Raw genomic sequence first — 19,442 nt, forward strand, 5'->3', positions numbered from 1 at the left:
GGCGGCCGTCGGCCTGGTCGTGTTCCGCCTGCTGAGGCGCGGCCGGAGAAGGTAGAACGCTCCACAGGCCCGCCACCCGTGACCCGGTGATGTTTTGGGATGGGCGGATTCGGGGGGCGGCGGGGTAATCTGGCCGTTTCCGGGTGGGCGGCGGACCCCCTCCTTTCCGCCCGCCCGGTATCCGGGGGACCGGTGACTCCCCGCTGAACCGTTCCGGCCGTCCGTACGTAGTGATCGGTGCGGGAGGTCTTGTCCGCCGCGAGGTGGCCGCGGCCTCCCGATGTGGCGCCTCCCGAGTCCGGAGCGGGGATCGCCGCAGGGTACGGACCCCCTCTCCGGCCGATCCCCCCAGGAGGACTCATGCGCCGAGCTCTCGGCCTCACCACGGGTCTCGCCCTCGTCGCGGTCGCCCTGTCACCCATCGCCCCCGCGCAGGCGGCGACCTGCGTCGGCGCGGTGGAGAAGTGCGAACGGGAACCCCTCGTCAAGATCAAGCTCAAGGCCAAGGGAACCCCGCGCGTCCACCAGGGCGGGCGCGTCACCTACACCCTCGACTACTCCATGACCTGGATGGAGTCCTTCGCCCCCTACTGGGCCTCCTTCTGGGTCGGCGGCACCCTCCCCAGGGGCGCGAAGGCCCCGCGCACGGCGACCCTCATGGACCCCTCGGGCAGGAAGGTGGCCACCTTCCCCTGCCACAGGTACCGTGACGGCCTGTGGTGCGAGGTTCCCAGCGACGTCTCCAAGCCGGTTCCGCACAAGGGCAGGATCGTCCTGAGCACCACCCTCGCCCGCCACGGCGGCAGGACGGCGGTGGCCAGACTGGGCTTCGACAGCGTCGACGGCCTCGGCCAGAAGGACTTCGAGCGGCACTACGGCCGCGCCGCCGCGCGTGACCGGTTCTGCGTCTTCCGTTTCACCAAGACCGTCGTCACGAAGGTGCGTTCCTGACGTCGGCCGCCGCCGGGGCCCGCGGGAGCCCCGGCGGCCGGCTCTCACGAACCGGCGGCCATGTCGAAGAAGCGCAGCTCAAGCCGTACGGCCCGGCGGAAGACGTCGAGCACGCGGGCCTGCTCCCGCGCGGGGAGCGCGGGGCCGAGGCGGTCGAGCTCGCCGCGCAGGAAGGCGACCCAGGCGCGGAACGCGGGTCCCTCGTGCAACTCGATCCACTCACGGTGCACGAAGCTCCCCGGGCCGCCGGGACCGCCGGGCAGCGGCTCCTCGGCCAGGCTCGCCCAGCCGAGGTAGCTCCACTCCGCCACGCACAGGACCGCCAGGATGGCCGGGTAGTCCAGGCTCCTTCTGGCCTCGTCCATCAGCGCGCGGAAGTCGGCCGTCACCGGTTCGAGCGGGGGAGCGGTCAGCTCGGCCTCGCTCGCGCCGAGGGCGGCCAGCGCCCGGTGGAAGTAGGTCTTCTCCTCCGTCGTCGCGGTCTCGCCGAGGAAGCGGCCGAACGGCACCCGTGACTCGAAGTTGTCCGCGGCGGCGACGGCGGCGCCGAGCAGCGCGGTGAAGGAGTCGACGAACTGGAAGTCCTGCACCAGGTAGCGGCGCATGGCCTCCTCAGAGGTCAGCCCCCGGGTGATGGAGGCAGCGAACGGGTGGGTGACGACCGCCGTCCACTCCGGCTCGGAGCCGGAGCGCAGCCACTCGCTGAAGGCCGGGTCCGCGGCGTCCGCCCGCCACCCGTCGTAGGAGTCGCTCCAGGGGGTCTGACGGGGCTCTGCGGACACGGGTTTCTCCTCGCGGACGGGAACACGACCGGGGTGAATGCTAGTCGCGCCCCCTCTATCCTGGGGGGATGCCAGCCGAGGGATGCCTGTTCTGCGCCATCACGACGGGGGAGCGGCCGGGAGAGGTGGTGTTCTCCGACGAGGTGGCCACCGCCTTCCTGGACATCCGGCCCGTCTTCAAGGGGCACGTCCTGGTCGCCCCCGCCGCGCACGCCGAGACCCTCACCGACCTGCCTCCCACCTCGGTCGGCCCGTTCTTCCAGCGGGTCCAGGCGGTAGCCGCCGCCGTCGAGCGGGGGCTCGGCGCGGGCGGCACGTTCGTCGCGATGAACAACCGGATCAGTCAGAGCGTGCCGCACCTGCACGTCCACGTGGTGCCCCGCAACCGCAAGGACGGCCTGCGCGGCTTCTTCTGGCCCCGGACCGCCTACGACGGCCCAGGGGAGGCCGCGTCGTACGCCCTGCGTGTCCGTGAGGCCCTCACGCCTTTCAGCCCCTCGGCGCGGACGTCCTGAAAGCGGTGTTCCTGAAGGGGTCCGGGCCGGTCGGCATGTCTTTGATCTACAAAGTAAAGGCATGGGGAGGGGATCTGATCTCCGTCGGAGGGGCGCCGACCCACGTGCGAGGATAGGGTCCGGGACGTGGAACCCCTCGTCGCCGCGCTGCTCGTAGCCGCCCTGGTGGGCGTCCCGGCCCTGGTGCTGTGGCGCGTGCTGCGCGGCAGGCGCGAGCTGGGCAGCAGCCCGGCCGAGCGCGCCACCTTCGAGACCCTGCACACCGCCTCCCTGGCCGCGCCGCCGCTGCGGGCCGGGCTCACCGAGGCGGGCACCCAGAAGGCCTCGCGGCATCTGCGCGAGCTGCTGGGCTCCCCGGCGCTGGCCATCACCGACGGGCAGCGGCTTCTGGTCTACGACGGCGAGGGGGAGCACCACGCCGCCGAGGCGTTCGCCTACGCGGCCAAGACCCTCGGCGGGGGCCGTACCCAGGTGCTCGGCCCCGAGGTCGTCTCGTGCGACATCCCGGAGTGCCCGATCAGATACGCCGTCGTGGTGCCGCTCACCACGGACGGCCGGGTGGTCGGCTCCCTGGCGGCCTACGGCGGGCACGCCTCGGCCGGCCTGGTCAGGGCCACCCACGAGGTGGCCAGCTGGGTCGACTCCCAGCTGGAGCTGGCCGAGCTCGACCGTTCGCGGACGCGGCTGATGGAGGCCGAGGTCCGCGCGCTGCGCGCGCAGATCTCCCCGCACTTCATCTACAACTCGCTGACGACCATCGCCAGCTTCGTGCGCTCCGACCCCAACCGCTCCCGTGAGCTGCTGCTGGACTTCGCCGACTTCACCCGCTACTCCTTCAGGCGGCACGGGGAGTTCACCACGCTGGCCGAGGAGCTGCGGTCCATCGACCGCTACCTGACCCTGGAACGCGCCAGGTTCGGCGACCAGCTCCAGGTGACGCTGCGGATCGCCCCGGAGGTGCTCGCGGTCGCCGTGCCGTTCCTGTGCCTGCAGCCGCTGGTGGAGAACGCGGTCAGGCACGGCCTGGAGAGCAAGCCGGGCATCGGCCGCATCTCGATCATCGCCGAGGACGCCGGGGCCGAGTGCCGGATCAGCGTGGAGGACGACGGCGTCGGCATGGACCCCGAACGGCTGCGCCGCATTCTGGCCGGGGACGCGGAGGAGCGCTCGGGGACGGGCGGGGTCGGCCTGGCCAACGTGGACGAGCGGTTGCGTCAGGTCTACGGTGACGAGTACGGCCTGGTGGCCGAGACCGGCAAGGGCGCGGGAACCAAGGTGAGCGTCCGTGTGCCGAAGTACCACCCGGGTGTCTCCGCCCACTGAACACCTTTCTGTGGATTCGGCAGGTCAGGAACTGTTGACAGGTGATGTCTGATTCATCACCCTCTAGGGATTCCCCCTCGACGATCCGGAGGAGTGCCCGTGACCGGTCTTCGAGTCCTGGCCGTCGACGACGAACTTCCCGCCCTGGAGGACCTGGCCTACCTGCTGCGGGACGACCCGAGAATCGGAGAGGTCGCGCAGGCGAGGGACGGCGCCGCGGCGCTGCGCGTGCTCGACCGGGCGATCGCCGACGGGCGTCCGATCGACGCCGTCTTCCTCGACATCCGGATGCGCGGCCTGGACGGGGTGGTGCTGGGCAGGCTGCTGTCGCAGTTCGCCAACCCGCCCCGGGTGGTGTTCGTGACCGCCTACGAGGAGCACGCGGTGGACGCCTTCGAGATCAAGGCGGAGGACTACCTGCTCAAGCCCGTCAGGCCCGAACGGCTGGCCGAGGCCGTACGACGGGTGTGCGTGTCGGCCGAGCTGCCGGACGGGGACGGGGCGAGCCGGGCGGGGCCGGGCACGATCCCGGTCGAGCTGGGCGGGGTGACCCGCTTCGTGGCCAGCACCGAGGTGCGCTACGTCGAGGCGCAGGGCGACTACGCGCGCCTGCACACCGCGGGCGGCAGCCACCTGGTCCGCATCTCGCTGGCGACCCTGGAGGAGCGGTGGTCCTCGGCGGGGTTCGTGCGTGTGCACCGCAGCCACCTGGTGGCCGTCAAGCACATCGACGAGCTGCACATCGACTCGGGGCGGTGCGTGGTGCGCGTCTGCGGGACCGAGATCCCGGTCAGCCGCAGGCACACCCGGGAGCTTCGCGACCTGCTGGTCCGCAGGGCGCGCAAGGGCAGGCCCGAGTGAGCAGGGCGGGGGCGGAGCACCCGCGCGGGGACGAGGGCCGCCCGCGCCGCGAGGTGGTGACCAGCCCGCGCACCACGGCCGCCCGCAACCCCCGTTACCCGGTGACCAGGGAGATCGACGAGCAGACCAGCCTCGGCGAGGTCTACATGCGCTCGCTGGTGCGCACCCAGTTCCGGCTCGCCCTGTTCGTGTGCACCGTGCTGGCCTGCGTGGTCGGCGGCCTGCCGCTGCTGTTCCTGCTCGTGCCCGAGCTGCGCGCGGTCCTGGTGCTGGGTGTCCCCCTGCCGTGGGTCGTGCTGGCGGGCGTGATCTACCCGGTCTTCGTCATCGGCGCGTGGCTGTACGTACGGCAGGCGGAGCGCAACGAGCGCCACTTCGCCGACCTGGTGGACCGGGCGGGGTGAACGTCGTCTACGGTGTGGCCGCGGTCGTGCTGGTGATGCTCACCACGGTGCTGATCGGGGCGTTCGGCATCCGCCTGTCCCGCACGACCTCCGACTTCTACGTCGCCTCCCGCACGGTCTCCCCGCTGTGGAACGCCTCCGCGATCGGCGGGGAGTATCTGTCGGCGGCGAGTTTCCTGGGCATCGCGGGGCTGATCCTGCTGTACGGCGCGGACATGCTGTGGCTGCCCGTCGGCTGGACCGGCGGTTACCTGGTGCTGCTGGTCCTGGTCTCGGCGCCGCTGCGCCGCTCCGGCGCCTACACGCTGCCCGACTTCGCCGAGGCGCGTCTGGAGTCGATGGCCGTACGGCGGATGGCCGGTGTGCTGGTCGTGCTGATCGGCTGGCTGTACCTGATGCCGCAGTTCCAGAGCGCGGGGCTGGTGCTGCGGGCCGTCACCGGGGCGCCCGACTGGGCGGGCGGGCTGGTGGTCGCGTGCGTGGTCGGGGTGAACGTGCTGTCGGGCGGTATGCGTTCGATCACGTTCGTGCAGGCCTTCCAGTACTGGCTCAAGCTCACCGCGCTGGCCGTGCCGCTGGTCTTCCTGGTGCTGGCCTGGCGGGCGGACGGCGCGCCCGGCCTGAGCGCGCGGGACGTGGCCACCTGGGCGCTGCCGCTGTCCGGCGGCAGGGAGTACGGCCTCTACTCGACCTACTCGCTGATCCTGGCCACGTTCCTGGGGACCATGGGGCTGCCGCACGTGCTGGTGCGCTTCTACACCAACCCGGACGGGCGGGCGGCGCGCCGTACGACGCTGGCGGTGCTGTCGTTGCTGGGCCTGTTCTATCTGATGCCGGCCCTCTACGGCGCGCTGGGCCGGGTCTACCTGCCGGGGCTGCGGGGCAGCGACATGGTGGTGCTGACGCTGCCGGGGCGGCTCGTCGGGGGCGCCGCGGGCGACCTGCTGACCGCGCTGGTGACGGCGGGGGCCTTCGCGGCGTTCCTGTCCACCTCCTCGGGACTGACCGTCTCGGTCGCGGGGGTCATCGGGCAGGACATCCTGCGGGGCGGGGTCCGTTCCTTCCGTGTCGCGGCGGTGGTCGCGGTCGCCGTACCGCTGGTGTTCGCCTCGTCGGCGCGTTCGCTGCCGGTCGCCGACGTGGTCGGGCTCGCCTTCGCGGTCTCGGCCTCCTCCTTCTGCCCGTTGCTGGTGCTGGGCATCTGGTGGCGGCGCCTGACGCCGCCGGGGGCGATGGCGGGGCTGGTCGTCGGCGGCGGCCTGGCCTGCGGGGCGGTGCTGCTGACGATCGGGGAGGGGCCGCACACCGGGCTCGCCGGGGCGTTGCTGGCCCAGCCCGCGGCGTGGTCGGTGCCGGTCGCGTTCACCGTCATGGTCGTGGTCTCGTTGCTGACCAGAAGCCGTATCCCGCCCGGTGTGGCCAGGACGATGGTCCGCCTGCACACGCCGGAGACGCTGGATCTCGACCGGGGTGACTGGCGCCCCCGCTCTACTTGACAATGATCTATGACTTATGTCGAAATGGCCTGTAATATAAGGACATTTCTGTTATTCGAGTGACAACAGGAGCGTGCGATGGGCAACAGCAACTCCAACGGCCAGTCGCTTCTCAAACCGGACGGGTTCCAGCTGGAGGACAACTTCTCGGTGACCCTGTCCGAAAGGGTGCTCCTCGACGAGTTCTTCACCGTCCGGTTCGCTCCCGGAACCCTCTGACGACGATGGCGCGCGCCCAGCGCGAGCGCGGCACCGGCCTGACCGGCGCGCTCGCCGTCATCGAGTCCGTACTCGCCGACCGTGGGCTCTCGGCCGAGCTGGTCTCGGCGGGGTCGGCGGAGTTCCCCGTGCACCGCTGCACCGTGCGCGACCCCGAGGGCCGCGCGGTCACCGCCTCCCTCGGCAAGGGAGCCGGCGCCCAGAGCACGGTCAGCGCGCTGTTCGAGGCCTGGCAGCACCTCCAGCACGAGGAGGGGCAGGCGGCGCTCGCCCACGACAGCGGGCGGGTGCGGGCCATCCCGGTCGGGACGGTGGTCTCCCAGCCGGAGCTGCGCGGTGAGGAGATGATCCAGCGCCTGGCCCGCGACTATCCGGACGCCGGTCTCGCCTGCCTGCGCGCCGAGCCGCTGAGCCCGGGACGGTCCCCGGTGTGGTACCCGGCCTTCTCCCGCTCGCCCTCCTGCCGCAGTCACCCGATCCCCGGGGACGACCTGCGCTACGAGCCCTACCTGCGCTACGCCTACGACAACGGCACCGCGGCCGGGGTCAGCGAGCAGGACGCCCTCCTGCACGGCCTGCTGGAGGTCGTCGAACGGGACGCGCTGTCACACGCGCTCCTCGACTGGTACCTCGGCGGGAGGTCGAGACTGTCCGCGCTCGACCCGGAGAGTCTCCCGCCCGACCTGCGGCGCCTGCACGATGAGGCCGCGACCTATCTGGGAGCGCTCCCCATCATCATCGACATCACCTCCGACCTGGGCATCCCCGTCTACTGCGCGCTCCCCTCCCGGGCCGGGCCGTACCCGGGGGTGATCGGCTCCGGCGCCTCCCTCGACCCGGAGTACGCCGTCGAGCGGGCGCTGACCGAGGTGGTCCAGTCGTCGTTCAACCTCTCCCTCGGCGTCGACCTGACCCTGGGCCGCAGGCTGGAGAGCCTGCGGCGCTGGCCGCTGCTCGAACGCTGCGCCCGGCTCGACCCCGCCCCGCTGCTCGACCGTGTCGTCTTCGACGCGAAGCTGCCCGAGGCCGGCCCCGAGGACGGCGGGCAGGGCGTCGGCGAGCAGATCGCCGCGATCCTGCGGACGCTCGGGCACGCCGGGTTCGGGGCCTACTCCTTCCGGTGGAACCCGGAGCACGACAGGTGCCCGGTGCTCACCGTGATCGTCCCCGGCCTTGAGGCGTTCTCCATGGTGCACAGCGCGGTGCCCGTCCTGCCCACCGGCAGGGCCCTGCGGCGCCTGGCGGGCCGCCGCTGACGGGCTCGCCCGGCCGCTCGGCGCACGGAAAGGACCTTTCACCGCACACCATCACCAACTTGCCGCGACACGACGCCACCTGGGCGAAGAGCCTCTCGGCGGTACTCCACGCGGGGTACCGTCCCCTCCTACGTTATCCGTGATCCACATCACATATGCGGGAGGTCCGATGACCGCCGGGCGTAAGGAACCATCGGTGTACGAACGGATAGAGGGTGAGGAGGGCTTCCAGGAGCTCAGACGGCGCTTCCGGTCCTGGGCCTTCCCGATGACCGCGGCCTTCTTCGCCTGGTACCTGCTGTACGTGGTGCTGTCCGGGTGGGCGCGTGACTTCATGGGCGTCAAACTCTTCGGCAACGTCAACGTGGCACTGATCCTCGGCCTGCTCCAGTTCGTCTCGACCTTCTGGATCGCCTGGGCCTACTCCCGCTACGCCGAGCGCAGGCTGGACCCGCTGGCCGAGGAGCTCCGCCGTGAGGCCGAGCGTGAGAGGGAGGCGGCGTGAGCCACCAGACGCTCTCCACGGCACTGTTCCTGGTCTTCGTCGCGGCGACGCTGGGCATCACCTTCTGGGCCAGCCGCAACACCAAGGACGCCGCCGACTTCTACGCGGGCGGGCGCTCCTTCAGCGGCCTGCAGAACGGCCTGGCGATCGGCGGCGACTACATGTCGGCCGCCAGCTTCCTCGGCATCGCGGGCATCATCGCCCTGTCCGGCTACGACGGCTTCCTGTACTCGATCGGCTTCCTGGTCGCCTGGCTGGTCGCGCTGCTGCTGGTCGCCGAGCTGATGCGCAACTCCGGCAAGTACACCATGGCCGACGTGCTGGCCTTCCGGATGAGCCCGCGCCCGGTCCGCACGGCCGCGGGCGTGTCGACCATCACCGTCTCGATCTTCTACCTGCTGGCCCAGATGGTCGGCGCGGGCGCGCTGGTCGGCCTGCTGCTCGGCATCACCTCCTCGACGGGCAAGGCGCTGACGATCGTCGGCGTCGGCCTGCTGATGGTCATCTATGTGGTCGTCGGCGGGATGAAGGGCACCACCTGGGTGCAGATCGTCAAGGCCGTGCTGCTGATGACCGGCGCGGCCCTGGTCACCCTGCTGGTGCTCGGCCGGTACGGCTTCAACATCTCCGGGCTGCTCGGCTCCGCCGCCACGGGCAGCGGCAAGGGCGACGCCTTCCTCATCCCCGGCCTGAAGTACGGCACCGCCGCCCAGGGCCTGGCCGGGAAGATCGACCTGATCAGTCTCGGCCTGGCGCTGGTGCTCGGCACCGCCGGCCTGCCGCACATCCTGATCCGCTTCTACACCGTCCCCACCGCCAAGGAGGCCCGCAAGTCGGTCCTGTGGGGCATCGGCATCATCGGCGTCTTCTACCTGCTGACCCTCGTGCTCGGCTTCGGCGCGGCGGCGATGGTCGGCGGCGAGGCGATCGCCGGGCAGGACAAGGCGGGCAACACCGCGGCGCCACAGCTCGCCGAGGCGGTCGGCAGGGCCGTCTTCGGCGAGGTCGGCGGCACGATCCTGCTCGCGGTCATCGCCGCCGTCGCCTTCGCGACCATCCTGGCCGTCGTCGCCGGTCTGACGCTGGCCTCCTCCTCCAGCTTCGCCCACGACCTGTACGCCCACGTGTTCAAGCGCGGCAAGGTCACCGAGGGGGAGGAGATCCTGGTCGCCAGGATCTCGGCCTTCGTCATCGGCGCGGTCGCCATCGGGCTCGGCATCCTCGCCCAGGGGCAGAACGTGGCCTTCCTGGTCTCGCTGGCCTTCGCGGTCGCCGCCTCGGCCAACCTGCCCGCCATCCTCTACAGCCTGTTCTGGCGGCGCTTCAACACCGCGGGGGCGGTCTCGGCCATCTACGGCGGCCTGCTGTCGGCCCTGATCCTGGTGATCTTCTCCCCGGTCGTCTCGGGAGGCGCCACCTCGCTGTTCCCCGGCGCCCACTTCGCCTGGTTCCCGCTGAGCAACCCCGGCATCGTCTCGATCCCCCTGGGCTTCCTGGCGGGCTACGTGGGCGCGCGGCTCAGCAAGGAGTACAACCCGGGCAAGTACGCCGAGATCGAGGTCCGCTCGCTCACCGGCATCGGCGCCGAGCAGGCCGTACGGCACTAGGAACGGCACCGGATAACGTCCGGGCACCGGTGGGCGGGGGCCCGTCGGTGCCCGGATTCTCAGCGTGAGGCCTCATCCAGCAGGGCCAGCTCCTCCTCGCCCAGCTTCAGATCGGCGACGGCGAGCAGCTGCTCCAGCTGCTCCACGGTGCGGGCGCTGGCGATCGGGGCCGCGACCGTCGGCTGGGCGGCCAGCCAGGCCAGAGCCACCGTCGCCTGGGCCACCCCACGCTCCGCGGACACCCTGTTCAGCGCGTCCAGCACCCTGAGGGCACGCTCGGAGGCCAGGTACGGCGTCGCCCCGCCCGCGCGGGCGCTGCGCACCTCGACACCGGGACGGTACTTCCCGGTCAGGAACCCCCTGGCCAGCCCGAAGTACGGCGTGCTGACCAGGCCGTTGGCGGCGACCACCTCGCGCAGCCCGCCCTCGTAGTCGCGTTCGAGCAGGTTGTAGTGCTGCTGCAGAGCGACATAACGGGCAAGGCCCTCCCGCTCGGAGATCGCCAGTGCCTCGGTGAGCCGCTCGGCCCCGTAGTTCGAGGCCCCGATGTCGCGAACCTTGCCCTCGCGCACCAGGGCGTCGAACGCGCCGAGGGTCTCCTCAAGCGGCGTCTCCTGGTCGTCGACGTGCGCCCAGTACAGGTCGATGTGGTCGGTCCGCAGCCGCCGCAGCGAGTCCTCGACGGCCAGGCGGATGTTCGCCGCCGACAGGCCGGCCCGGCCGCTCATCGCGCCGACCTTCGTCGCGATCACCATCCGGTCGCGGTTGCCCCGGGACTCAAGCCACTCGCCCAGGACGGTCTCCGACTCGCCCCCGGAATGACCCGGGATCCACTCGGAGTACACGTCGGCGGTGTCGACGAAGTTCCCGCCCGCCTCGGCGTAGGCGTCCAGGACGGCGAAGGAGGCGTCACGGTCCGCGGTCCAGCCGAAGACGTTGCCGCCGAGACAGACGGGGAAGAGGCTCAGTTCGGAGAAGGTCATGCTGATCAGGGTAGGCGTCCGGTGATCACGGACCGCACCGGGCACCCTTTGGCGACGGTCCGGAAACGGTCGCGAAGGGCGACGGCGGGTGAGCGGGGAACCGATGAGGGGACGCTTTCCCCGCGGTAGGGAAACCAGCGGGAAACCGGCATGGAAAACCGCGCCACCAGGCGGTTATCGTCTGGCTGTGGGCAGCCTCAGACCGCGCTCCGGCGACGCCCCGGGCCCGGACGCGCGCACACGCATCCTCGACGCCGCGGAGAAACTGTTCGCGGGCGGCGGCTACGAGGCCACGCCGACCGCGGCGATCGCCCGCCTGGCCCGGGTGCCGAAGGGGCTCGTCTTCCACTACTTCCCCAGGAAGATCGACGTGCTGGTCGCACTGGTCGACGAGCGCACACTCGTCGAGGAGACCCCCGAGGTCGAGGCCGTCCCCGGCGACGCGGCCAAGAGCCTGTCCCGGCTGGCCCGCCGCCTGCCGCTGCGGGCCTCCCCGGCGATGCGGCGCATCCTGTTCCGTGAGGCCGACACCCACGGCTCGGTCCGCGACCGGCTCGGCAGGCTGAACGGGGAGATCGTCAGGCGCGCCAGGTTCGCCCTGGAGCTGGCGCTGCCCACCCCGCGCGGCGACGCGGCCCGGCTTGAGGTCGCGGCGGTCACCTTCGCCGCCGTGCTGCTGCACCAGGAGAACCTCTGCCAGCTCACCGGCCACCACATCGACCCCGACGCCGTCGCCGAACTGATCGCCCACGCCCTGGGATGAGGACGGTCAGGAGCGCGGATCCAGCGCGGCCAGCTCCTCCATCGCCTCCCGCAGGTGGTCCATCAGCCGCCACACGTCCTTCACCCGATCCGGGCAGGCGAGGACCCCGAAGTCCAGTGACCCGTCGTAGGAGAAGCAGGTGATGTTGAGGCCGCCGCTCATGTCGCTCAGCGCCGAGACCGGATGATAGGCCAGCAGCCGGGCCCCGCACAGATAGAGCGGCAGCTGGGGACCGGGCACGTTCGACACGATCAGGTTGATCGGCGGCAGCGTGACCGAGGCCAGCCGGGAGATCGCCGGGGTCGCCACCGAGGTGAGGACCGTGGGCAGCAGCGTGGAGAGCCCGTCGAGCCAGGTGGCCGGTGACTCGGCGAACCGGCGCTTGGCCACGCGCATCGTCGCGCCCATGGCCCGCAGCCGCTCCAGCGGGTCGGCCACGTCCGTCGGCAGCTGGGTGACCATGACGGACAGCCGGTTGCCGACCACGTCTCCGGCCCGCGCGGCGGCCGTACGGACCGAGACCGGGACCGCGGCGACCAGCGGCCGGTCGGGCAGCGCGTGGTGCTCGCGCAGCCAGGAACGCAGCGCCGAGGCGCACACCGTCATGACCACGTCGTTGACGCTGAGGCCGAAGGACTTGGCGACGTGCCTGACCTCGGTGAGCGGGATCGAGCCGTAGGCGAGACGCCGCTTGGCGCTGATCGGGCCGTTGAACGGCGTGCGGGGAGCGGTCAGCGGCGGCAGCTCGGGCAGTTCCGCCTGGTTCCCGGCGATCGTCCTGGCGGTCTCCGCGACCGTCCGCGCGCCGGGCAGCGCCGAGACCCCCGGTATCGCGTCGAGGTCGGTCATCATCCGGCCGAGCGCGCGCAGCGCCCTGCCCGGGTACGTCACCGACCTGCCCGCCGCGGCGGTGAGCATGGCCAGCGGCCCCAGCGCCTCCTCGCCCTCCGGTACGGCGAGCGTCCCCTGACCGGGGGCGGCCTCGGCCTCGGGGGGCCTGGAGGCCCCGTGAGCCCTGTGAGCCTTGGGGGTCTTGGGAGCCTTTGAGGTTTCGGGGGCCTCGGGGGTGAGGTCGAGCATGGCGGCCAGGGTCTCCGCGCCGGTGACCCCGTCCAGGGCGCAGTGGTGGATCTTGGCGTAGAGCGCGACCCGCCCCCCGGCCAGTCCGTGGATGAGACACATCTCCCACAGCGGGCGGCCGCGGTCGAGGCGCCGTTCGTGGAGCCTGGCGACCTTCCTGGCGAGCTGCCTGTCGTCCCCGGGCGCGGAGAGGGTCAGCTCGCGGACGTGGCCGGCGACGTCGAGGTCGGCGACCTCCTCCCAGTACGGCCTGCCGAGGCCGAAGGGCACCTCGGCCAGGCGCAGGCTCAGCACGGGCGCAAGGTGCAGTCGTTCCCTGAGCCGGTCGACCAGCGCCTCCCTGGTCAGCGTGCCCCCCGGGCACCCCGCCGGGTCGAGGATCGCCAGCCCGGCGACATGGGTCGTGGTCGTCGGCGTCTCGGCGTGCAGGAACTGTGCGTCGAGGGCGGTCAGCTGGCGCATCGGTCGGACCTTCTCACGGAAAACAGACTGTTCACGTCCATCATCGCCCCGCTTCGCCCCGGGGCCTCAGGACGCCCCCGCTCTTCACCACACTAAATACGCATGCCGTACAGGAAGGGCGTTCCATCCCACCCGGTCAGGTAAGGGTTGCGCACGCGAACGGCATGAAGCGCCGCGGATCATGGACGCAGAAGGTCCAGCAGCCGTTCGACCGGCCAGGTGTTGACCACGTCCTCGGCGGTCAGCCAGGCGCGCTGCGCGACGCCGACCCCGAAACGCTGGTTGTCCAGGTGGGGCACGGCGTGGGCGTCGCTGTCGATCGAGAAGCGCACCCCGTGGTGGCGCGCCAGCCGTACCAGGTCCGAGGGCAGGTCGGAACGGTCGGGGAAGGAGTCGATCTCCATCACGGTCCCGGTGCGGGCCGCGGCGCGGAACACCTCGTCCCAGTCGGCGTCGACGGGAGGGCGCCTGCCGATCCGGCGCGTCGTCGGATGGCCGATCACGTGGACGTGCGGGTTCTCGCAGGCGGTGACGAACCGCCTGGTCATCTCCTCCCGCGACTGGGTGAAGTGGGAGTGCACGCTCGCCACGCACACGTCGAAGCCCGCGAGCACCTCGGCGGGCCAGTCGACCGAGCCGTCCGGGGCGATGTTGAGCTCGGTGCCGTGCAGCAGCCGCATGTCCGGATAGTCCTCCTGGAGCCGCCGCAGCCGCTCACGCTGCTCCAGGGCCTTGTCCAGGGTCATCCGCTGCATCGCCAGGTCGGGGGCGTGGTCGGTCACCGCGTAGTAGGAGTGGCCGCGCGCGTGGGCGGCGGCGACCATCTCCTCAAGCGAGGCGATGCCGTCGGTCAGGTCGGTGTGGGTGTGCAGGTCGCCCCGCAGGTCGCGCTCGGTGACCAGGACGGGCAGCCCGTCCCTGAGCGCGGCGTCGATCTCACCGCCGTCCTCCCGCAGCACCGGGGGAATCCACGCCATGCCCAGCGCCCGGTAGACGTCCTCCTCGTGCTCGGCGGCGATCACCCGGCCACCGTCGAACAGGCCGTACTCGGAGAGCTTCCAGCCCCTCTTCACCACGATCTCGCGCAGGTGCACGTTGTGCTCCTTCGAGCCGGTGAAGTACTGCATCGCCGCGCCCCACGACTCCGCGGGAACCAGGCGCAGATCGACCTGGAGCCCCTCGTGGGTGCGCACCGAGGTCTTCTTCTCGCCCGAGGCGATGACCTCCGCCACGTACGGCTGCGCCCTGAAGACCTCCATGAGGCTCTCCGGCCCGACCGCCAGGATGTCCACGTCGCCGACGGTGTCCCTCATCCGGCGCAGCGACCCGGCGTAGGCGATCCGCTCGGCGGGCAGTGAGGCGATGATCCGCTCGGCCAGCTCCATGGCCACGCCGATGTGCACCCGCCTGCTCGCCACCTCAAGCTGCTCGATCCCCCTGAGGAGGTTCTCCTCGGTCTTGGGCCCGAAGCCCCGCACCCCCCGCAGCCGTCCCTGCCCGATGGCCTCGGCGAGCGCCTCCGGGGAGTCGATCCCGAGCTCCTGGAACAGGAAGACCGCCTTCTTCGGGCCGAGGGAGGCGATCCGGGTCAGCCGCCGCACCCCCTCGGGAATCCGCGCCCGCAGCTCGTCGAGCTGGCGGAAGCCGCCCCGTTCGAGGTACTCCTCGACCTTGCCCGCGATCGCCGCGCCGACGCCGGGCACGTTCCTGACCGGGGTGGCCGCGATGTCCTCGGGAAACCCGGCGATCGCCTTGGCCGCCTTCTGGTAGCTGCGCACCCGGAAGGCGTCGCCGCCCGCCATCGCGAACAGCTCGGCGTACTCCTCAAGGGCCGCCGCCACGGCGTCGTTAGCTCGTGCCATGACAGAAGCCTAGATCTCCCGTGGCTACGCCACGGGCGCACCGCCGATGGCGCACGCCCGGCACGGGGGCCGCCCGCAGGTGCACTGCGTGATGGCGCCCAGGACGTCGTGGTCGTGGTAGAGGCACCGGTCCCGGCAGGTGTGGCGCGGGATGAACCCCGCCTGGATCTCGTCCGGCCAGGGCTCCTCGCCGTCACGGCAGCGCAGGAACAGCTCGGGGTCGGCCACGTGCAGGTCCTCCATGCTCGCCCTGGCCTGGCTCTCCAGCCCCCGGGCCTGCACGGTCACGGCCTTGAGCTGCTCGGCGAGACCGGAGTAGCGCTCGTCGCCGGTCCGCACGTGCGCGGCCCGCAGCGCCATCACCGCGTTGCCCAGGAAGCGGGTCGCGTCCTGCAAGTCGGTGGTGTGGTGCATCTGGACGCCGGTGACACCCCGCACCCAGACGGCGTCATTGTTCATGAAAGAACCTTTCCACTTTCGTCTGGGTGCCAGCATAACCGGGCCTTTGTGTTTTCTTGGTGCCGCGACGACATTCTTTACGGTAGGTCTCGGGGTGCGGCCGCCATTCGATCACCGAAGCCCCTGTTTTTCGCGCGTGGGCCGTTGAACTGGGGAGACGATTGGTTCCGATCGGCCGGGCCGTCCTCGTCGAGGAATTCGCGATCATTTTTGGGAAGGCCCGGCAGGGAAATGATCCTTCTCCCGGCGAGGGTTTCACCCCCTGGTGTAACGGTGCTTTCCGCCCGGCGGGAAGTACTCCGGGTCGCCCTTCTCCCTCAGGGAGACGACCGGGTGCCGCCGCGCCGGGGGCACGTACGCGGCGAACTCGCTGTTGAGGCGCAGCAACTGGGCCAGGATCGACTCGCCGACCAGGCGCTCCGTCTCCGCCGAGCCGCGCACCCCGGCCGCCAGCTCGACCGCGACGGCCAGCCGCCGGTCGTGCCCGGCGTCCTCGGTCACCTCAAGGACGAACCTGCCCGTCACCAGGGAGCTGACCTGCGGCTGTTCGAGTCCGGCCGAGATGTTCTCCGGATAGACGTTCGCGCCGTAGTAGGAGACCGTGAAGTGACTGCGGCCGAAGACGTAGGCGAACGGCAGACGCGGCTCCGCCGAGGTCGGGCGGAAGCCGTGCCCGGCCAGGAACCCGAGCATCCGGTCATGGGGGACCAGGCCGCCCTCGTCGGCGATGTGGTAGCGGACGAGCGGGACGCCGTTGTCGCCGGAGAACAACAGGGTCCCCTCGTGCTCCTCGAAGAAACGCACGGCCGGGTCGTACTGCAGGAGGGTCGGCAGCCGCTGCCGGCCGAACAGCTCCTCGGCCACCTCGGGGCGCTCGGCCAGGAAGCGGCGGATGCGGATGGACAGCGGCGTCTCGTTGCCGAGCACCCCGGCGTCCGCGGTGCCGTACAGGGAGGCGGTGTCGAGCGCGGGGTCGGTCATCCCCGCCCGTTCGGCGACCAGGGTGCGCCACTGCTCGCTGAACACCTCCCCGGCGGTGACCAGCTTGATCGAGTAGTCGGCCCAGGGCACCCCCTCGGCGATCCCGGCGTCGATGACGTCCTTGAGGAAGGGGGGATAGCCGAGCAGCACGACCTGGTCGAAGTGCGGGGCCAGCTCGGGGATCACCCGCAGGATCTCCCGCCGGTCGCTGCCGGGCGCGACGCAGGTGATCGGATACCCCCTGGCGGCCAGGTGACGGCAGCAGGCCAGGGTGAACAGGCCGCCGACCCAGGTGCCGAGCGCGAAGCAGACGACCGCCAGCGTACGGCGCCCCGCCGCCCCGAAGGCGTCCCTGAAGACCTCCTCGAAGCGTTCGGAGATCACCTGCTCGTCGGCGACGGAACGCGGCCAGAACGACGGCGTCCCCGTCGACCCCGACGAGACCGAGATCATGTCCCCGATCACGCCGTCCCGGCACAGCTCGGGCAGGGGATAGCGGCGGGTGTAGGTGTCCTTGCTGGTCAGCGGCAGCCGTACGAAATCATCAAATGTCTTGATAAGGGCGGGATCGATGTCCCGCTCCCTGAGAAACGCGCCATAGGCGGGCACCGACGCCGCCACCCGATGAAACAACTCGATCACGCGGTCACGAGGGTCCATCGCTCGACTGTACGGTCCGGCGCCCCGGCCGGGCGAGCACCCGGCCGGACGGTCCGCCACCCGCTCAGGCGGGCACCCGCCGGACGGGCCGGTACCCCTCAGACGGGCACCGGCCAGAGGCGGGCAGACGGCCGGACGGGCACCGGCCAGGTGCCGGCGGCCCCGGGTCAAGGTGTCGATCAGGAGCCGCGCTCACCCGGCCGGGAACCACCTCAGGGATTGCCCGCCTGACGGTCGGGGGTCAGCAGGACGACCGTCCGCCGCTCCTCGGCCATGACCCGGTCGTAGGCCGCCCAGTCGTCGTGGGTCCCGCCCGCCGCGCCGAAGACGAACCGCAGCAGCAGCCGCAGCCCCTCGGCGTCGATCCCGGGCAGCGGGTCGTCCGGCCCGGCCAGCTCGACCGGCCCGTCCGCGGACGCCCACCGCCAGCCCGCGCGCAGCACCACCGAGGCGTACGGCCTGGCCCGCAGGTCGGCGAGTTTGCGAGAGTCACCCCTGACGACGAACCCGACGATCGGCCGCCCCGTGACGGGGTGGTCGAGCACCCCCGCGTTGACCACGGATGAGCGGATCGTCCCGTCTGAGCGGAAGGTCGAGACGACGGCCAGGCCGTGGTCTCCGCCGACCAGTTGCGCGAGGTCCGTGAGATCGGTCATCGTCCGACCCTAACCCTCCTCCTGGATCAGGAAGGGCTCGACGGTCTCGGTGGTCTCGGTGGTTCCGGTGGTGGTCTCGGCCGTGGTCCGGCCCGGCCTGCCCGGCTCGCCGGCCGTCGCGCCGCTGCCCGAGTGGCGCCGCAGCAGTTCGAGGTGCCTCAGCAGGACGGGCCTGGCGTCGGTGGCCAGCCGCTTGACCTGCGCCGAGGAGCCGTCGGCCAGCTCCTTGGCCCCCCGGGCGAGCGCCGCACGGCGGTCAACGGCCGCGACGGACAGCCATGCCCAGTCGAAGGCGTCCCCGTTCCTGGCGGAGATCCGGTTGTACTGGATGCGCTGCGCCGTGGTCGCCTCCTCGGGCAGGGACACCGAGAGCCGCTGGGCCACCTGCCTGACCTCCGCGTCCAACCGTGTGTGGTCGGTGACCAGCCGCCTGCCCAGGGCCCGCACGTCCCGGTCGTGACCCTTGCGAACGGCGGCCCTGCCCGCCGTGATCCCGGCCAGGTTGTCCTGGTGGGCCTGGACCAGGAACCTCCTGTCCTGCTCGTTGGCGTCCGGCGGCGCCGTGGACGCAACCGCGCCCGCGGCCGTACCGCTCAGCGCCATGACGGCGACGGCTGACAGGGCGATCATCTGCTGAATCATGCTGGCCTTTCCCCGGTGGTCCGTGCTTGGAGACGTCACCTCCCTGCTATACGCGGCTTTCGATCTAGAGACCGGCACGTGGGCGGCAAGCCCGGGGAAAGATCGCCGACGGCTCCGGTGCGCTCAGTGGATGGCGACCCGGGGCCGGGAGCACTCGATCGCGGGAGGGTCCATGTGGGCGCCGGGGCCTGACCGGTCCCGCCGGGACCGGTCAGGCCGGGGAGGGGTCAGCTCACGTGCGCGTCGACGGTGGCGTTGTCGCCGTTTCCGCCGGTGTAGCGGGTGGTGAAGGCACCGTCGGTGCCGTCGAAGTCGTAGCCGTTACGGCCGTGGTAAGGGTTGTCCCAGTGGAAGCGGACTTCCTTGCCCGCGCGGGAGCAGTTGTCGGCGCGGTACTTGATGGCGGCCTCGGTGCCGGTGAGGACGCCGTCGGACTCGGTCTTGAAGTAGTCGCTGTTGTGCGGGCGATGCTGGAGTTGGGCTCGATGACCCAGATGCCGTGGTAGGTCTCCTTGCCGATCTGGGTCAGTGTGCAGTCGGTGACGTTGTGGAAGACGACCTTGGTGCTGCGGGCGGCGTTGGCCGCGGAGCCGGAGGAGGATGCGTGGGCGGTGACCGGCGTCAGCAGGGCGACAGCGGCGATGCCGACGAGGGTCCAGGTGACGAGTTTCATGGAGATCCTTTCTGCGATTGCCTTTGGTGTGGCGCCGAGTCGATTACCGAGGGTAAGGGTATTGCTGCAATGGGTTATTGCATCAGGCAATGGATCTGTGTTTCCCGGTGACCATTACCTGGCGTCATCGGGATTGGAGTGGCCCCGGTCGCCGTGCCTGGTCACCGAAAACGTGGCAGCCCTTCCTCGTTCGTATAAGTGGCGATTCGGGGCGGTCTCGGAGGTGACGAGTGGTCGCTCGGAGTTGGCGGAGCCATTGCGCGCGGATGGAAAACGCAAAAAGGCGGCTGTGGTCTGCCTGT

Annotated in this window: 20 protein-coding genes; 11 read left to right on the forward strand and 9 right to left on the reverse strand. The window is 71.2% G+C overall.

All coding sequences use genetic code 11. The features are described from left to right. Window positions 1–360 precede the first annotated feature (360 nt). The gene (locus ACFOYY_RS31170; protein WP_352011577.1) at window positions 361–951 is read left to right on the forward strand and encodes a hypothetical protein; all 591 of its coding nucleotides are present in this window, start codon (window positions 361–363) and stop codon (window positions 949–951) included. 44 nt (window positions 952–995) lie between these two features. Here ACFOYY_RS31170 and ACFOYY_RS31175 read toward each other — a convergent pair whose 3' ends face one another. Beyond that, entirely contained in the window at window positions 996–1,733 is a 738-nt protein-coding gene (locus ACFOYY_RS31175; protein WP_352011578.1) for a TenA family protein, read from the reverse strand. Between the two features lie 68 nt (window positions 1,734–1,801). Here ACFOYY_RS31175 and ACFOYY_RS31180 point away from each other — a divergent pair, with 68 nt between their 5' ends. The 9 genes from ACFOYY_RS31180 (at window position 1,802) to ACFOYY_RS31220 (ending at window position 9,919) form a co-directional block, all read left to right on the forward strand. After that, a complete protein-coding gene (locus tag ACFOYY_RS31180; RefSeq protein WP_362775744.1) occupies window positions 1,802–2,248 on the forward strand; it encodes an HIT family protein in 447 nt (148 codons plus the stop codon). Window positions 2,249–2,374: 126 nt separating this feature from the next. Next, window positions 2,375–3,571: a sensor histidine kinase gene (locus ACFOYY_RS31185; RefSeq protein ID WP_352011580.1), complete on the forward strand. Its 1,197-nt coding sequence runs from the start codon at window positions 2,375–2,377 to the stop codon at window positions 3,569–3,571. A 99-nt stretch (window positions 3,572–3,670) separates the two neighbouring features. After that, a complete protein-coding gene (locus tag ACFOYY_RS31190; protein ID WP_352011581.1) occupies window positions 3,671–4,432 on the forward strand; it encodes a LytR/AlgR family response regulator transcription factor in 762 nt (253 codons plus the stop codon). Beyond that, window positions 4,429–4,836, forward strand: coding sequence for a hypothetical protein (locus tag ACFOYY_RS31195; protein WP_352011582.1), 408 nt, complete (start codon window positions 4,429–4,431; stop codon window positions 4,834–4,836). The genes ACFOYY_RS31190 and ACFOYY_RS31195 overlap by 4 nt, the downstream gene beginning before the upstream one ends. Continuing rightward, window positions 4,833–6,332 (forward strand): sodium/solute symporter, encoded by a 1,500-nt coding sequence (locus ACFOYY_RS31200; protein WP_386194633.1) that lies wholly within the window; start codon window positions 4,833–4,835, stop codon window positions 6,330–6,332. The genes ACFOYY_RS31195 and ACFOYY_RS31200 overlap by 4 nt, the downstream gene beginning before the upstream one ends. Window positions 6,333–6,410: 78 nt before the next feature. Then, window positions 6,411–6,551: a hypothetical protein gene (locus ACFOYY_RS31205; RefSeq protein WP_352011584.1), complete on the forward strand. Its 141-nt coding sequence runs from the start codon at window positions 6,411–6,413 to the stop codon at window positions 6,549–6,551. 5 nt (window positions 6,552–6,556) lie between these two features. Then, the gene (locus ACFOYY_RS31210) at window positions 6,557–7,807 is read left to right on the forward strand and encodes a YcaO-like family protein (RefSeq protein WP_352011585.1); all 1,251 of its coding nucleotides are present in this window, start codon (window positions 6,557–6,559) and stop codon (window positions 7,805–7,807) included. 196 nt (window positions 7,808–8,003) lie between these two features. Beyond that, complete coding sequence (locus ACFOYY_RS31215; RefSeq protein WP_386194638.1) at window positions 8,004–8,312, forward strand: DUF485 domain-containing protein; 309 nt, start codon at window positions 8,004–8,006, stop codon at window positions 8,310–8,312. Continuing rightward, complete coding sequence (locus tag ACFOYY_RS31220) at window positions 8,309–9,919, forward strand: solute symporter family protein (RefSeq protein WP_352011587.1); 1,611 nt, start codon at window positions 8,309–8,311, stop codon at window positions 9,917–9,919. Before ACFOYY_RS31215 ends, ACFOYY_RS31220 begins: the two co-directional genes overlap by 4 nt. A 59-nt stretch (window positions 9,920–9,978) precedes the next feature. On the opposite strand, the gene ACFOYY_RS31225 is transcribed toward ACFOYY_RS31220, so the two are convergent. Next, window positions 9,979–10,902 carry an aldo/keto reductase gene (locus tag ACFOYY_RS31225; RefSeq protein WP_386194641.1) on the reverse strand — a complete coding sequence of 308 codons (924 nt, stop codon included), beginning with the start codon at window positions 10,900–10,902 and terminating at the stop codon, window positions 9,979–9,981. A gap of 187 nt (window positions 10,903–11,089) precedes the next feature. On the opposite strand from ACFOYY_RS31225, the gene ACFOYY_RS31230 reads away from it, so the two are divergent. Further along, a complete protein-coding gene (locus tag ACFOYY_RS31230) occupies window positions 11,090–11,665 on the forward strand; it encodes a TetR/AcrR family transcriptional regulator (RefSeq protein WP_352011589.1) in 576 nt (191 codons plus the stop codon). Window positions 11,666–11,671: 6 nt separating this feature from the next. On the opposite strand, the gene ACFOYY_RS31235 is transcribed toward ACFOYY_RS31230, so the two are convergent. The 7 genes from ACFOYY_RS31235 to ACFOYY_RS31265 all read right to left on the reverse strand — a co-directional run bounded on the left by ACFOYY_RS31235 (window position 11,672) and on the right by ACFOYY_RS31265 (window position 19,126). Continuing rightward, a complete protein-coding gene (locus tag ACFOYY_RS31235; RefSeq protein WP_386194645.1) occupies window positions 11,672–13,207 on the reverse strand; it encodes a WS/DGAT/MGAT family O-acyltransferase in 1,536 nt (511 codons plus the stop codon). Between the two features lie 179 nt (window positions 13,208–13,386). After that, window positions 13,387–15,069 carry a DNA polymerase/3'-5' exonuclease PolX gene (gene polX / locus ACFOYY_RS31240; protein WP_352011591.1) on the reverse strand — a complete coding sequence of 561 codons (1,683 nt, stop codon included), beginning with the start codon at window positions 15,067–15,069 and terminating at the stop codon, window positions 13,387–13,389. A gap of 24 nt (window positions 15,070–15,093) precedes the next feature. Continuing rightward, the gene (locus tag ACFOYY_RS31245) at window positions 15,094–15,528 is read right to left on the reverse strand and encodes a hypothetical protein (RefSeq protein WP_352011592.1); all 435 of its coding nucleotides are present in this window, start codon (window positions 15,526–15,528) and stop codon (window positions 15,094–15,096) included. Window positions 15,529–15,783: 255 nt separating this feature from the next. Further along, the gene (locus ACFOYY_RS31250) at window positions 15,784–17,169 is read right to left on the reverse strand and encodes a phenylacetate--CoA ligase family protein (protein ID WP_362775759.1); all 1,386 of its coding nucleotides are present in this window, start codon (window positions 17,167–17,169) and stop codon (window positions 15,784–15,786) included. A gap of 212 nt (window positions 17,170–17,381) precedes the next feature. Beyond that, a complete protein-coding gene (locus ACFOYY_RS31255; RefSeq protein WP_352011594.1) occupies window positions 17,382–17,825 on the reverse strand; it encodes a pyridoxamine 5'-phosphate oxidase family protein in 444 nt (147 codons plus the stop codon). Between the two features lie 9 nt (window positions 17,826–17,834). After that, window positions 17,835–18,455, reverse strand: a complete 621-nt coding sequence (locus ACFOYY_RS31260; RefSeq protein WP_386194650.1) for a DUF4142 domain-containing protein — start codon at window positions 18,453–18,455, stop codon at window positions 17,835–17,837. Between the two features lie 239 nt (window positions 18,456–18,694). Next, window positions 18,695–19,126, reverse strand: a complete 432-nt coding sequence (locus tag ACFOYY_RS31265; RefSeq protein WP_386194765.1) for an aegerolysin family protein — start codon at window positions 19,124–19,126, stop codon at window positions 18,695–18,697. Window positions 19,127–19,442 lie beyond the last annotated feature (316 nt).

The sequence above is a fragment of the Streptosporangium jomthongense genome (assembly GCF_042650425.1).
Classification (GTDB): Bacteria; Actinomycetota; Actinomycetes; order Streptosporangiales; family Streptosporangiaceae; genus Streptosporangium.

Excerpts from the sequence above, each read along its gene's own strand:
- ACFOYY_RS31170 (WP_352011577.1), top strand. The coding sequence starts at position 361 with ATGCGCCGAGCTCTCGGCCTCACCACGGGTCTCGCCCTCGTCGCGGTC.
- ACFOYY_RS31180 (WP_362775744.1), top strand. The coding sequence starts at position 1,802 with ATGCCAGCCGAGGGATGCCTGTTCTGCGCCATCACGACGGGGGAGCGG.
- ACFOYY_RS31205 (WP_352011584.1), top strand. The coding sequence starts at position 6,411 with ATGGGCAACAGCAACTCCAACGGCCAGTCGCTTCTCAAACCGGACGGG.
- ACFOYY_RS31210 (WP_352011585.1), top strand. The coding sequence starts at position 6,557 with ATGGCGCGCGCCCAGCGCGAGCGCGGCACCGGCCTGACCGGCGCGCTC.
- ACFOYY_RS31225 (WP_386194641.1), bottom strand. The coding sequence starts at position 10,902 with ATGACCTTCTCCGAACTGAGCCTCTTCCCCGTCTGTCTCGGCGGCAAC.
- ACFOYY_RS31235 (WP_386194645.1), bottom strand. The coding sequence starts at position 13,207 with ATGCGCCAGCTGACCGCCCTCGACGCACAGTTCCTGCACGCCGAGACG.
- polX (WP_352011591.1), bottom strand. The coding sequence starts at position 15,069 with ATGGCACGAGCTAACGACGCCGTGGCGGCGGCCCTTGAGGAGTACGCC.
- ACFOYY_RS31245 (WP_352011592.1), bottom strand. The coding sequence starts at position 15,528 with ATGAACAATGACGCCGTCTGGGTGCGGGGTGTCACCGGCGTCCAGATG.
- ACFOYY_RS31250 (WP_362775759.1), bottom strand. The coding sequence starts at position 17,169 with ATGGACCCTCGTGACCGCGTGATCGAGTTGTTTCATCGGGTGGCGGCG.
- ACFOYY_RS31255 (WP_352011594.1), bottom strand. The coding sequence starts at position 17,825 with ATGACCGATCTCACGGACCTCGCGCAACTGGTCGGCGGAGACCACGGC.
- ACFOYY_RS31260 (WP_386194650.1), bottom strand. The coding sequence starts at position 18,455 with ATGATCGCCCTGTCAGCCGTCGCCGTCATGGCGCTGAGCGGTACGGCC.